Raw genomic sequence first — 12,292 nt, forward strand, 5'->3', positions numbered from 1 at the left:
GATTTTGATACATGGGTGAGACTATCGGTTACGCAAGGGTGAGCACGTCCGGTCAGAAGATCGAAACACAAGCTCTCAGGCTTCAGGAGCATGGCTGTAGCAAGGTATTTCAGGAAACATATACCGGAGGTAGCACCACAGGCCGAAAAGCTCTCCTAGGCCTTCTAGAGTACGTCCGCGAGGGCGACTCAGTCGTTGTAACCAAGCTAGATCGACTTGCTCGCTCAGCTATGGATTTAGGGCAGATCGCTAGCACTCTGGAAGATAAGAAGGTTGACCTGGTTGTGCTTGACCAAAAAATAGACACCTCATCTCCAGCAGGTAAGTTAATGTTCAACCTAATCGGTGCATTCGCAGAGTTCGAGCGCGACCTAATCCGTGAGCGCGTCCAAGAAGGGGTCAATAAGGCGAAAGAAAAAGGGGTCCAGTTCGGCAGGAAAGCGAAATTGACCAAACAGCAGCTTGAGTCGTTACGGAACGACTTTGCTGAGGGTGAACTGAGCAAAGGTCAACTCGCCGAAAAATATGGATTGTCACGTTCTAGCGTATATCGGCTTGTTAAATCAGAGCACTGAAATCCTCGTTAATTAATCATCTTCCTGACTCGCTTTATCTGTGCTGGAGAAAGTTGTACTACGATTAGCTGCATTTTTAGTAGGAGGCGTTCTCTCTCAATCCTAGAGTTTGACTTTCCCCATGCTCTGAAGGCGTGTCTATATGCAATTTCGGCTGAGGGTTTTCCCCTACCATTCTCTGAAATAAATTTTTTGAAGCTCTTCATTCTAATCTCTCATTTGTTCCTCTCTATTATTTAGCAGCCGAAGTGAACATACTCAGCACCAAGCAAACCTATAGTGTCTCCTTTTTCATCAATCTCGGAAGAAAAACTATCAAAGTTTTTTGTTAAGTACTCCTCTAATCGAGAATCTCCGTTATTCTTGTAGGGCTGAAGTAGCCAACCTCTGTCTCCGATTAAGCGTCTTTTCACTCGATGTTTGGAATTGTGCCCAATAGAAGACAATTTAGGTATCAGCTCCTCAAGGACTATTCTTATTGGAAACCGGCTCTCCAGGTCTCCTCTTTTATCCCGAATTAAGATATGAAAATGCAGCGTACCGTTTCCACACCTTTCCCTTGCAACAAAACCATCGATAAACCTATTTTTATGAAGATACCTCCTTCCAAATAGCCTTTGATTTAAACACTTCATTAGAAAATTCAGACTACCTAAAGCAACGTCATCTTTCGTTCCTTCTCTAAAGGTTATGGTCAAATGATATTTGTTGTACTCACTAGTTAGCATTTCTTTAAATGCATTTCTCATCTTATTTTTTTCACTATTAATTCCATTGTGTAGATCTTTCATGGCTCCCACTTTTCTCTTAGGTACAGTTAACCAATCAAGAGCTATTAAGGCTCTTGAGGATTTGCGTTATTGGTAACCAGAGTAGCGACGACCGGATATACACGAGCCCCCACTGGTCACTTTTTGAGCAAAGGCTGGATTCTCAGCTCATACTCATACTTCTATTTATGGAATAAGGGGGGTGTAAAACCGCAATATGTGGTAAATTCGCCAATGAATTTCTACAGATAGCATGAAAGATGAAAAGAAGAGGCAACCCAAACTTTGCTCAGGTACGGAATAGTGATACCAGGGCAGCTACTAAAGCAGCTCAGGAAAAGGCCCATGAGCGGATCAGAGAAGTTTATTTCCAGATACGGGAGATCATGGAACAAGAGGTTACTAGCTATACCGGCATCGCTAGTGAGCTAAAGAAAAGAAGAGTGAGGACCGCCAATGGGGGCTTAAATTGGGATGCAACTCGCGTCCGCAACATATTTAAAAAGATAGCAACTTTTACTCGCGTATCACCAAAGGGGCAGACTTGCCTAGAAGACTTTATGGAGCCGATTGATACATCACAAAAATAGCTAAAAAAGGTGTTTTTCTAATGGGCAAAACAAAATCGTTTGAGGTCATTTATCCATTATCACATTCGTCGAATATACTCACATAATCGCTATTTGCGAGTAACTCGTACTTTTCTGGGTTCTCCGGATCCGGAATAACAATTTGATAAGCCCCATTCTTGTACCACGACACATAATATGGATTAGATGTTCGGTTTTGCCTACGCATCTCAAGAAAATCTTCGACCTCGACTTCAGAAAACCCGCCGTCTTCAGTCAGAGTTTTCTTCATGTCAGAGTCAGATACCGGTGGCTTCCTACCGTCCGTGAAAATTTCGATCTTTTCTACTGTATTCAGTATCGCCTGACTTGCTCTTAGCCTAGCTTCTGCTAGTTCGCTGGAAGCGCCAGAATTTGATATATCTATGAGTTTTTTTGCGACGGACTGGCTTTCTTGGTGCTTGAGTAGCATAGATGACAATGTATCAAGCTCACTTCTTTTTTTATCTACCAAATCCTTAATACTTTCTTGCTTTACTTTGTTAAGCTCAATCCTCTGTATAATTTGAGGCAATTCTCCTCCAGACTCAGCCAGATCGATTAAGTTTTCTAGCCTTCTTTCCAGCTCCTCAAGCTCAGACTCAAGAGCATTGATTTCTAACTTTAGATTTTTCTTTTTATCTACGTCTCCACTACGCATAACTGAGCTAAAGTCTGTGTGGATGGTGTGTGAAAGAAAAGATTCTTCAAAAGAAAAATAATTCCAGTTTTTCTTTATACAGCCCATACCTCTATGTGCAGAATCGCATATGATATATCTCTGCTTACCCGACCCCTTTCTTCTATGCTTTATTGATCCACCACAGTATCCACATTTCAAAACTCCAGGAAACAAGCTCGTAACGCCTTCACCCTTCACGCCACCTTTTCTTAACCTCGACGATATAGCATTCTGAGCCTGATGGAATAACTCATACGTGATAACTTGAGGAAAGTAGTCTTCGATCACATCGCCTACAGGCGTAGGCTTTCCGCTGACCATTTTGTGAGGCTGAAAATCCCCCAATACGGCTCTGGTTTTAAGTAGCTTATCAATATAGCTAGTTTGCCAACCTAGGCTTCTTCCCCATGGTTTAATTTTATTTTCGTTAAGGTATGTGGCAATAGCATTTTTGCCGTGCCCATCGACTGACATCCTGTATATTTCCTTGAGCAATGAGGCTCTCTCCTCAATAATTTCATAGGAAGAGCGACCTTCATTAAGTCGCAGCCATGCCGGACACTTTGCCGTGAGCTTTCTCCGCGATATAAGCTTTCGCTTTTGTTCCCAAACGGCTTTGAGTCGCCTACTTTTTGTGGCAGATTCTTCGTGAGCACGGGACATCAGCGTTAAGGAAATAAACAGTTGCCCTGCATTTGCACCTACTGACTCTTCGCTATATTCCATTCCGTCGCTCAGAGTGACGATCCTAATACCTGCTGTTAAGATGTTTGAGAAAACGTTAAAAGCTTTTAAGATTTCATCTCTCGACAAACGGTCGAGAGACTCAACAATGAGGCAAGATCCTGATGGAACCTCGCCATCTTGCACCAATCTCAAAAAGGCCCCGAGAGCGCCCTTTTCCACATTAGAACCATCGAAAGCTGATAAGCCGAGATCTTTCAGAATCAGGCTATCATCCAACTCATATCCATGAGTCTCTGCATAAAGTCGTGTGTCCTCTAACTGCCTCCGCAGGCTATCTCCTTTTGCCTGAGCTTTTGAACTGAACCTTATGTAGGAATATGCCTTCGGTCTCATGTCGATCTAGATGCCATTACATTTGTGTTTAATATACCACAACATGCTCTTCTACGGGCCGCCGGGCACCGGCAAGACCATGCTCGCCAGCCGCCTGCCGGGCATACTGCCTCCGCTGGGCCGGCGGGAGCTACTGGATGTGGCGGCCGTCTATTCAAGCGCGGGGCTGGCCCTGCCAAGCCAACGGCCCTTCCGCGCGCCCCATCACAGCGCCTCCCCCACCGCCCTGGTGGGTGGCGGCAGCAACCCCCGCCCCGGCGAAATCTCCCTGGCCCACCGGGGGGTGCTGTTCCTGGACGAGCTGCCGGAATTTCCCCGCCATGCACTGGAAATATTGCGCGAACCGCTGGAAAGCGGCGAGGTTCGCATCGCCCGCGCGCGCGCCAGTGTATCCTTCCCGGCGGCCTTCCAGCTGGTAGCGGCGATGAATCCCTGCCCCTGCGGCTACCTGGGAGAGGCACGATGCCGCTGCACGCCGAACCAGGTGCAGCGCTACCGCGGCAAGCTGTCCGGCCCGCTGCTGGACCGGATCGACATGCACGTGGAAGTTGCGGCCATATCCGCGGGACAACTGCAGGACGCGCCGGCGGGCGAGAGTTCCGGCGAAGTGCGGGAGCGGGTAATCGCCGCCCGCAGCAGGCAGGGGGAGCGCCAGCATCGAATCAACGCGGACCTCAGGGGCCGAGAACTGGAGCGCCACTGCAGGCTGGCCGAAAATGAACGGCAGCTGCTGCGGCGCTCGGTGGACCAGCTGGGATTGTCCGCGCGCAGTTACCACCGGGTACTGAGGGTGGCGCGCACCATCGCCGACCTGTCGGGCGCCGCCACCATCGGCTGTGAGCACATCGCCGAGGCGCTGGCATACCGAAACCTGGACCGCCGGCAGGCAGTAGGTGCCGGGGCGTGAAGCAAAACCGGAAATATTCACCAGCAGTAAGAGTGGAGAACCATGAGCAGGCACAGTGAAGATGCGACTGATCACCCGGACATCATTGCCCTGCCGCCAATCATAGTCCTGGTGTTCCTGGCCGCTGCCCTGTTGCTGCAGTGGCTGTGGCCACTGTCACTGACGGAGGAACATCGCTACCTGTGGCGTCCGTGCCTGGTCCTGGCCGGAATGGGCCTGGCCCTCGCCCTGTGGGGCAAGCGCGCGCTGGACCGGGCCGGGACCAACGTGGACCCGCGCAAGCCCACCACCGGTATCGTCAGCGACGGGCCCTACCGCTTTTCCCGCAACCCGCTGTATCTCGCCCAGGCGCTGGTTTACCTGGGCATCACCCTGCTGTTCAACAGCTGGTGGGGGCCGGCGCTACTGGCGCCCCTGATGGCGACCCTGCATTTCGGGGTAATCCGGCCGGAGGAGCGCTACCTGCTGGAAAAATTCGGGGGGGAGTACCGCAGCTACCGCAAGCGGGTGCGGCGCTACCTGTAACCCAGTGTCCATCCCGGGCTACTCGGGTTGCAGTTCATCGGCATAGGCGAAGATCGCCGGCGCCCCGCCGGTGTGCCAGAAAAGCACCCGGTCGTCGGCATCGAAGACCCCGCGGCGCACCATGTCCAGCAGCCCGGCCATGGCACGCCCGGTGTAGACCGGGTCGAGCAGAATCCCCTCGGTGCGGGCCAGGAGGCTGATCGCCTCCCGCTCGGCCGGGCCCACCACCCCGTAGCCTTCACCCTGGTAGCCCTCTTCCAGCCACAGGTCCTCGGGCCCAAAGCGGCGCTCCCGGCCCAGGCGCGCAGACGCACGGCCCGCCAGCTCGATGATGTGGGCGTTATATGGCCGTTCGCCCGGCATGTCCTTGTCGACGCCGATACCGACGATTTGGGTCGGCATGCGCAGCAGTCGCGCACCGAGCATCAGGCCGGCATGGGTGCCGCCGGAGCTGGACGCGAACACGATATGGGTGAAGGGCCTGCCGCGACCACCCCACTGCCGCTGCAACTCCTCCAGCGCTGCCACAAACGCGATGGTGCCCAGCTCACTGGAGCCGCCATAGGGCACGAGATAAGGGCGGCGCCCGGCACTCTCCAGGTAGCGCATCACTTCTCGCAGGTCCTCGCCCTTGCGGTGCTCCCCGGCCCAGTGGAAGTGGCTGCCGAACAGCTGGTCCAGCAGCAGGTTCCCCTGGGATCCGTCCGGCGCGCGGCCGCCCAGCAGCAGGTGGCACTCCAGACCAAGCGCTGCGGCCGCGGCCGCTGTCTGGCGGCAGTGATTGGACTGGGAGGCGCCAGCGGTGACGATGGTATCGGCCCCCCGCTCCAGCGCATCGGCCAGGATAAATTCGAGCTTGCGGGTCTTGTTGCCACCGAGCGCCAGGCCGGTCTGGTCATCGCGCTTGATAAACAGGCGCGGCCCGCCCAGCGCGTCGCTCAGCCGCTCGAGCGCGTGTAGCGGCGTGGGGAAGAAGCCGAGGGACTCTCGCGGAAGCTTGTCTGTCAGCATGTCACCTCCGTCTGGTTGCCGGGCGGGTTGCAGTGGCCTGGCTTTACCGGCGCCACTGCCCGGCAGTGATCCGATAGAGGCAGTGGCGCCGGAGCGCGCTGCCCTCGGGCACCAGTGGATGCTCGAAGGTTTCCGGGGCCCGACACATGCCCAGGCGCTCCATTACCGCCCGCGAGGGCTGGTTGGTGAGCGCGGTATAGGACACCACCTGTTCCAGCCCCAGCTGTTCGAACGCCACAGCCAGCGATGCTCGCGCCGCCTCGGTGGCATAACCATAGCCCCAGTATGGCGCATCCAGGCGCCAGCCGATCTCCACCGCCGGGGAAAACGGCAATTCCCCCGGCGTGTGTTTCAGGCCGACAAACCCCATGAACGCCATGTCTTCCAGGCGCTCCACCGCCCAGAAGCCCCAACCGTGCTGTTCAATATGGGCAATCTGCCGGTCGATACCGGCATCGCTCCCGGCGCGGGTGAGTGTCGACGGAAAATACTCCATCACCCTGGGATCGGCATTGATGTCGGCGAATGGCGCCCGGTCGCTGTCACGCCACTGGCGCAACTGCAGCCGCTCGGTGACAGGTTCGATCAGTTTAGCCACGGGTGCTCCGCCCGGCGTTCTGCGCCCGCTGGCTGGCAAGCTGCTTTTCCAGTTTCCTGCGCGCATTGTCTGCATAGGCGGCACAACTGAGGCTTTCTGCCTGCACCTGTGCCGCGTCGTAACGCCAGCCACTGGCTGCCGCATGGGGTGTCAGCAGCAGGTCACAGGGAAGGCTGCGCACCCGCTCGAAGGTATCGCGATAATCGGCAACGATATTCGGGTAGCGGGGGTTGTCCAGCAACTGGTACCCGGGGGCGCTCAGGCTGTCGACATAGGCGATACGTACCGGGCTGCCCTCGCGGCTGTCGGTCCAGGTCCAGCTCAGGCTGCCGGGAGTATGCCCGGGAGTGAAATGCACCTGCAGCTCCAGGTCTCCCAGTACCACGCGCTCCCCGTCCTGCAGGAGCCGGTCCGCGTTCAGCGGTGGATACAGCAGGTCGTCGCCGAAATGCAGGTCGCCGGCGCCACCCCGGGCTAGCAGTTGCGCCGACTCCGCGCTGGTGGCCAGCTGGGCACCGGTCGCACGGCGCACGGCCGCCAGCGGGCCGACGTGGTCGGCGTGGGCGTGGCTGTGCAGGATGAATTTCAGGTCTCGCGGCTCCAGCCCGACCTTGCGCATGTTCGCCAGCAGCACCTCAGCCATTTGCGGCATGCCCCCGTCGATCAGCACTGCGCCCTCCGGGGTTTTCACCAGCAGCGCACTAATACCGGCACTGCCAATCTGCCAGGTGTGGTCGGCGATCTGCACCGGTTCAATCGGCTGGCGCCAGGAGCTGGGTACCGTGTAGGCCTCCAGCTGCGGCAGGGGCTGCGGCACCTCCGCGGCAGCATTGATGGACATAAGCGCCAGCAGCGCGGCGGAAATAGAGTTCGTTATTCTCATCAGGTTCCTCTAGTGCAACGTCGCAGGTATCAGTGATTGGTGGGCGACTCGTCCAGTGCGCCGGCGGGCGCGACCAGGAAATCGCACTGGTCCTGCCAGGGGAAGGATTCCGGATGCTCGGCCGGGACAAACCCCAGGCGACGGTAGAGGGCACGGGCGGCGGCATTGTTCTTGAGCACGAACAGGGAGCACTCCGCCGCTTCCAGCTCGGCACAGCCCCGCCGCGCCAGCGCACGGACCAGCCGTTTGCCCAACCCTTGGCCGCGGCGCCCCGGCGAGACGACCAGGTGACCCAGGTGGCAGCGACCGAGGCGGCGGTAGTACTGGCCGAACGCCACCATGTGGCCGCAACCATCGACCAGCACCCCGCCGGCCAGCTCGTCCCAGCGGCAGTCCTCGCGGAACGTCGCCGGTGAAAACGGGAAGCGGAATACCGGCCCGCCCCACTGGAGACACTGCTCCCGGTCAGCTATCCAGGACATCAGCACCTCAAGGTGCTGGGGGCCGGGCTCGTGCAGTTCTACCACTTCACCCGGCGCCATCACTTGCTCCCGTACTGCGGCTGCCGCTTTTGTCGGGCCAGCCACTTGTCCAGCTGGTCGGCAAAGGCCTTGCGGTCCTGCTGGTTCAGCGCCGGCGGGCCCCCGGTGTGCATGCCGCTGGCACGCATGGTATCCATAAAGTCGCGCATGTTGAGGCGCGCGCGGATATTGGCTTTCGTATGACGCTCCCCGCGCGGGCTCAGCGCGGTGGCGTCCTTGTCGATCACCTCGGCGGCCAGCGGGATATCGCTGGTGATCACCAGGTCCCCGGCGGCGCAGCGCTGCACGATTTCGTTGTCGGCCACATCGTAGCCGGCGGTCACCTGCATGGACTTGATGTAACGTGACGGCGGCACGCGTACAGGCTGGTTCGCCACCAGTGTCATTTCGGTGCCGGTGCGCTCGGCGGCGCGGAACAGGATCTCCTTGATCACCACCGGACACGCATCCGCATCCACCCAGATTCTTGCCATTAATTTGGTTCCTTGTCGCAGCGATCCTGCGGCGCACCTGTCTTGTGGTCCTGCGGCGCGCCTGTCTTACGGTCGAGAGGAGCGCCGCTGTCGCACTTCTTGCAATCGAGCCGGTAGCCCAGCATGGACTCGCGCCCCGCCGGGGTGGTCACCCAGAGGCGGCTCTGCCAGGGCGGGTGGTGGCGCACGTGCTGGTTGTGGCCACAGGCCAGTTGTGCGACCCAGTGATCTTCCTCGTCACGGTGATAGCCGGTGATCGGCTGCTGCATCCCTGGCTCCCGGGTCACGAATATGCGGCAGTTATAGCGGATAGCGCCGGTGGTGTACACGCACCGGCCAGGGGACAGCCGTGAACGCTGTCGCCAGGGGCAGTCGCATCCGCCCACGGGAACTCACTATTCAGTCGCGCACGGGGGCGCCTGCGGCTGATAGAATGCGCAGCCTCGACGCGGATAGATGTATTGCCCCATGACCAAGCTCAATCCCCGCCAGGCGGAGGCAGTGAAATATATCGATGGCCCCTGCCTGGTACTGGCCGGCGCCGGCTCCGGCAAGACCAGCGTGATCACCCGCAAGATCGCCTACCTGATCGAGGAGTGCGGCTATGCCGCGCGCAATATCGCCGCCCTGACCTTCACCAACAAGGCGGCGCGGGAGATGAAAGAGCGGGTGGGCAAACTGGTGACTGGCCCGGATGGCAAGAAATCCCGGGCCGCCCACGGCCTGACCGTGTCCACTTTCCACAACCTGGGGCTGAATATCCTGCGCAAGGAATACCGCGCTGCCGGGCTCAGCCCCGGCTTCTCCATCTTCGACGCCGAGGACGCCCGCGGCCTGATCAAGGAGCTGATGCTGCGCGATGGCGACCTGGACACCGACCTGCTGGACCGGGTGCAGAACCAGATCTCCAACTGGAAGAACGACATGCTGACCCCGCGCCAGGCCGTGGAACAGGCCCAGAGCCCGGGGGAGCAGGCGATCGCGGTGGCTTACGGGCGCTACTGCGACGCCCTCAGGGCCTACAACTCGGTGGACTTCGATGACCTGATCCTGCTGCCAGTGCAGCTGTTCGACTCCGACCCGGAGCTGCTGCAGCGCTGGCGCCGCAAGATCCGCTACCTGCTGGTGGACGAGTACCAGGACACCAACAACTCCCAGTACTTGCTGGTGAAACTGCTGGTGGGCGGCCGCGGCGGCCTCACCGTGGTTGGTGACGACGACCAGTCGATTTATGCCTGGCGTGGCGCACGGCCCGAGAACATGAGCCAGCTGAAGGTGGACTTCCCCAACCTGCGGCTGATCAAGCTGGAGCAGAACTACCGCTCCACCAGCCGTATCCTCAAGGTGGCCAACCACCTGATCGCCCACAACCCGCACGAGTTCGACAAGGCACTCTGGTCCGACCGCGGCCTGGGCGAGGAGATCCGCGTGGTGAAGGTGGGCAACGAGAATGAGGAGGCAGAGCGGGTCGCCAACGAGATATTCCTGCAGAAGTCCCGCCGCGGCTGCGGCTTCAAGGACTTCGCCGTGCTCTACCGGGGCAACCACCAGGCGCGGCTGATCGAGATGAAGCTGCAGGAAAACCAGATCCCCTACCAGATGTCCGGCGGCACCTCGTTTTTCGCCCGTGCGGAGATCAAGGACGTGATGGCCTATCTGCGCCTGCTGGTGAACCCGGACGACGACAACGCCTTCCTGCGCATCATCAACACGCCGCGCCGGCAGATCGGCACCAGCACCCTGGAGGCGCTGGGCAACTACGCCAAGGGGCGTGAGGTTTCCATGCTGCGCGCCTGCACCGAGATGGGCTTTCGCGAGCACATCAACGAGCAGGGCTACGAGCGCCTCAACCGCTTCGCCCTGTGGCTGGAGGCAGTGCAGCGCAACTGCCGCGAGAACAGCCCGGATTCCGCCCTGCGCGAGATGCTCGAGGACATCGACTACGCCGGCTGGCTGCGCCAGAACGCCAGCAGCGACAAGGTGGCCGAGAAGCGCATGGAGAACGTCTACTGGCTGCTGGAGAGCCTCAACAAGACCATGGAGGGCACCGACGACGAGCTGGAACAGGACGTGCGCCTGGAGCAGGCCATCTCCAAGCTGATCCTGCGCGACATGCTCGACCGCCAGGAAGAGGAAGAAGCCACCGACAAGGTCAGCCTGATGACCCTGCACGCGGCCAAGGGCCTGGAGTTCCCCCATGTGTTCATGATCGGCATGGAGGAAAACCTGCTGCCGCACCGCAACAGCATCGAGGATGACAATATCGAGGAGGAGCGGCGGCTGACCTACGTGGGCATCACCCGCGCCCAGCGCACCCTCACCATGACCCTGGCGGGCAAGCGCAAGATGTTCGGCGAGAACCAGGACACCACCCCCAGCCGCTTCCTGGACGAGCTGCCGGAGGAGGACGTGGAACTGGAGGGCTTCGGCCAGGCCACGCCGGAGCAGAACCAGGCCCGGGGCGAGGAGACGCTGGGATCGCTGCTCAGCATGTTCGATTGAGGTGCATTGCGAAAACGATGGCTGCCATTTCGCTTTCACCAGCTGAAATTCAGCCACAAAAAAGGCCGCTCGATGAGCGGCCTTTTCGCAGCTGGAGTAAGCAGTCGCTTACTTGCTGTTCTCCACCATGTAGTCGACGGCCGCCTTGACCTCGTCATCGGAGCAGTCGGCGCACAGGCCCTTGGCCGGCATGGCCCTGATGCCGTTGATCGCATTGCTGTACAGGGTATCCATGCCCTGGGCCACCCGGTCGGACCAGGCAGCGGCGTCGCCAAACTTGGGCGCACCGGCTACACCGGCCGCGTGACAGGTCTGGCAGGCGCTGTTGTAGACCTGCTCGCCACTGCGTGCGCCGTTGCCGCCAGAGGCAGCCGCGCCACCTGCGGGAGCCGCCGCTGCGCAGGCTTCGCCCTTCATGCAGAGCTCACCGGGCGGTGCCAGGCGCTCGGCGACCTGCTCGTCCACAGACTGTGCCACAGCCGCGGCAGTCCCGACGGCCAGGGCCGCAACAATACTCAGAATCGCTTTCATTTGGGGTCCCCCTCAAGGCCACCAGCGCGGCCCGTACACTTCCGGCACCTGCCCCGGTTTCCCGGCGGCACTGCCGCATACTTGTATCAGCCGGCATTATAAGCATTGTGCCGGCCCCTGCGAAGGGCGGCGCCAGCGAAAACCCAAATCCCGCTTTGCCCACCCCCGCCGCTTCTGTATAATCCGCGTCCTCGCCGGGGTAAGCCGTAGCAGACCCCGAGCACGATCCGCCCCTAGCTCAGCTGGATAGAGCGTCGCCCTCCGGAGGCGAAGGTCAGAGGTTCGAATCCTCTGGGGCGGGCCATTAAATACCAAAAAGGCCACCCAACGGGTGGCCTTTTTGGTATTTAACCGCCGCCGAGGCTTCCGTTAGGCCTCGTTCGACCCGCAGCGCAGCGGAGGGCCGCGACCGCAGGGAGCGCATCCTCTGGGGCAAGCCCGCGAAGCGGGCTTCCAAGCGACCGCCCCCCACAAAAAGACCACCTCTACCCAGCCAGGGTGGCCTTTCTGGTATTTAACCGCCTCCGAGGCTTCCGTTAGGCCTCGTTCGACCCGCAGCGCAGCGGAGGGCCGCGACCGCAGGGAGCGCATCCTCTGGGGCAAGC

Annotated in this window: 13 protein-coding genes, 1 tRNA gene and 1 pseudogene; 6 read left to right on the forward strand and 9 right to left on the reverse strand. The window is 59.0% G+C overall.

Annotated elements, in window-relative coordinates:
- Window positions 1–11: 11 nt before the first annotated feature.
- Window positions 12–575, forward strand: a complete 564-nt coding sequence (locus BLT26_RS15170; protein WP_091516568.1) for a recombinase family protein — start codon at window positions 12–14, stop codon at window positions 573–575.
- Between the two features lie 236 nt (window positions 576–811).
- Here the strand turns inward: BLT26_RS15170 and BLT26_RS16405 are convergent, their stop codons facing one another.
- Window positions 812–1,366 (reverse strand): hypothetical protein, encoded by a 555-nt coding sequence (locus tag BLT26_RS16405; protein ID WP_139169612.1) that lies wholly within the window; start codon window positions 1,364–1,366, stop codon window positions 812–814.
- Between the two features lie 239 nt (window positions 1,367–1,605).
- On the opposite strand from BLT26_RS16405, the gene BLT26_RS16410 reads away from it, so the two are divergent.
- Window positions 1,606–1,935, forward strand: coding sequence for a hypothetical protein (locus BLT26_RS16410; RefSeq protein ID WP_139169615.1), 330 nt, complete (start codon window positions 1,606–1,608; stop codon window positions 1,933–1,935).
- A 49-nt stretch (window positions 1,936–1,984) separates the two neighbouring features.
- Here the strand turns inward: BLT26_RS16410 and BLT26_RS15175 are convergent, their stop codons facing one another.
- Window positions 1,985–3,715, reverse strand: a complete 1,731-nt coding sequence (locus tag BLT26_RS15175; RefSeq protein ID WP_091516572.1) for a recombinase family protein — start codon at window positions 3,713–3,715, stop codon at window positions 1,985–1,987.
- A gap of 37 nt (window positions 3,716–3,752) precedes the next feature.
- Between BLT26_RS15175 and BLT26_RS15180 the strand changes: the two are divergent.
- Window positions 3,753–4,622, forward strand: a pseudogene (locus tag BLT26_RS15180) (YifB family Mg chelatase-like AAA ATPase); the annotation flags it as partial.
- A gap of 42 nt (window positions 4,623–4,664) precedes the next feature.
- Window positions 4,665–5,147, forward strand: coding sequence for a methyltransferase family protein (locus BLT26_RS15185; protein WP_091516578.1), 483 nt, complete (start codon window positions 4,665–4,667; stop codon window positions 5,145–5,147).
- A gap of 18 nt (window positions 5,148–5,165) precedes the next feature.
- On the opposite strand, the gene BLT26_RS15190 is transcribed toward BLT26_RS15185, so the two are convergent.
- Genes BLT26_RS15190 through BLT26_RS15215 form a run of 6 tightly spaced genes read right to left on the reverse strand, consistent with a single transcriptional unit; the run spans window position 5,166 to window position 8,923 of the window.
- Window positions 5,166–6,158, reverse strand: coding sequence for a D-cysteine desulfhydrase family protein (locus BLT26_RS15190; protein WP_091516581.1), 993 nt, complete (start codon window positions 6,156–6,158; stop codon window positions 5,166–5,168).
- A gap of 43 nt (window positions 6,159–6,201) precedes the next feature.
- Window positions 6,202–6,756, reverse strand: coding sequence for a GNAT family N-acetyltransferase (locus BLT26_RS15195; RefSeq protein ID WP_217631466.1), 555 nt, complete (start codon window positions 6,754–6,756; stop codon window positions 6,202–6,204).
- A complete protein-coding gene (gene bla / locus BLT26_RS15200; RefSeq protein WP_091516588.1) occupies window positions 6,749–7,639 on the reverse strand; it encodes a subclass B3 metallo-beta-lactamase in 891 nt (296 codons plus the stop codon). Before bla ends, BLT26_RS15195 begins: the two co-directional genes overlap by 8 nt.
- 29 nt (window positions 7,640–7,668) lie before the next feature.
- Window positions 7,669–8,181 (reverse strand): GNAT family N-acetyltransferase, encoded by a 513-nt coding sequence (locus BLT26_RS15205; RefSeq protein ID WP_091516593.1) that lies wholly within the window; start codon window positions 8,179–8,181, stop codon window positions 7,669–7,671.
- Window positions 8,181–8,654, reverse strand: a complete 474-nt coding sequence (locus tag BLT26_RS15210; RefSeq protein WP_091516596.1) for a YaiI/YqxD family protein — start codon at window positions 8,652–8,654, stop codon at window positions 8,181–8,183. The genes BLT26_RS15205 and BLT26_RS15210 overlap by 1 nt, the downstream gene beginning before the upstream one ends.
- Window positions 8,654–8,923, reverse strand: coding sequence for a DUF3565 domain-containing protein (locus tag BLT26_RS15215; protein WP_091516600.1), 270 nt, complete (start codon window positions 8,921–8,923; stop codon window positions 8,654–8,656). The genes BLT26_RS15210 and BLT26_RS15215 overlap by 1 nt, the downstream gene beginning before the upstream one ends.
- A 199-nt stretch (window positions 8,924–9,122) precedes the next feature.
- On the opposite strand from BLT26_RS15215, the gene rep reads away from it, so the two are divergent.
- The gene (gene rep, locus BLT26_RS15220) at window positions 9,123–11,156 is read left to right on the forward strand and encodes a DNA helicase Rep (RefSeq protein ID WP_091516606.1); all 2,034 of its coding nucleotides are present in this window, start codon (window positions 9,123–9,125) and stop codon (window positions 11,154–11,156) included.
- Between the two features lie 108 nt (window positions 11,157–11,264).
- Here the strand turns inward: rep and BLT26_RS15225 are convergent, their stop codons facing one another.
- Entirely contained in the window at window positions 11,265–11,687 is a 423-nt protein-coding gene (locus BLT26_RS15225; RefSeq protein WP_091516609.1) for a c-type cytochrome, read from the reverse strand.
- A 227-nt stretch (window positions 11,688–11,914) separates the two neighbouring features.
- Between BLT26_RS15225 and BLT26_RS15230 the strand changes: the two genes are divergently transcribed.
- Window positions 11,915–11,991 (forward strand) — tRNA-Arg (locus tag BLT26_RS15230).
- Window positions 11,992–12,292 lie beyond the last annotated feature (301 nt).

It is taken from the genome of Microbulbifer yueqingensis, from assembly GCF_900100355.1.
GTDB lineage: Bacteria > Pseudomonadota > Gammaproteobacteria > Pseudomonadales > Cellvibrionaceae > Microbulbifer > Microbulbifer yueqingensis.

What these genes read in the sequence shown, in the direction of transcription:
- BLT26_RS15170 (WP_091516568.1), top strand. Translation starts at nt 12, where the DNA reads ATGGGTGAGACTATCGGTTACGCAAGGGTGAGCACGTCCGGTCAGAAG.
- BLT26_RS16405 (WP_139169612.1), bottom strand. Translation starts at nt 1,366, where the DNA reads ATGAAAGATCTACACAATGGAATTAATAGTGAAAAAAATAAGATGAGA.
- BLT26_RS16410 (WP_139169615.1), top strand. Translation starts at nt 1,606, where the DNA reads ATGAAAAGAAGAGGCAACCCAAACTTTGCTCAGGTACGGAATAGTGAT.
- BLT26_RS15175 (WP_091516572.1), bottom strand. Translation starts at nt 3,715, where the DNA reads ATGAGACCGAAGGCATATTCCTACATAAGGTTCAGTTCAAAAGCTCAG.
- BLT26_RS15185 (WP_091516578.1), top strand. Translation starts at nt 4,665, where the DNA reads ATGAGCAGGCACAGTGAAGATGCGACTGATCACCCGGACATCATTGCC.
- BLT26_RS15190 (WP_091516581.1), bottom strand. Translation starts at nt 6,158, where the DNA reads ATGCTGACAGACAAGCTTCCGCGAGAGTCCCTCGGCTTCTTCCCCACG.
- bla (WP_091516588.1), bottom strand. Translation starts at nt 7,639, where the DNA reads ATGAGAATAACGAACTCTATTTCCGCCGCGCTGCTGGCGCTTATGTCC.
- BLT26_RS15205 (WP_091516593.1), bottom strand. Translation starts at nt 8,181, where the DNA reads ATGGCGCCGGGTGAAGTGGTAGAACTGCACGAGCCCGGCCCCCAGCAC.
- BLT26_RS15210 (WP_091516596.1), bottom strand. Translation starts at nt 8,654, where the DNA reads ATGGCAAGAATCTGGGTGGATGCGGATGCGTGTCCGGTGGTGATCAAG.
- BLT26_RS15215 (WP_091516600.1), bottom strand. Translation starts at nt 8,923, where the DNA reads ATGCAGCAGCCGATCACCGGCTATCACCGTGACGAGGAAGATCACTGG.
- rep (WP_091516606.1), top strand. Translation starts at nt 9,123, where the DNA reads ATGACCAAGCTCAATCCCCGCCAGGCGGAGGCAGTGAAATATATCGAT.
- BLT26_RS15225 (WP_091516609.1), bottom strand. Translation starts at nt 11,687, where the DNA reads ATGAAAGCGATTCTGAGTATTGTTGCGGCCCTGGCCGTCGGGACTGCC.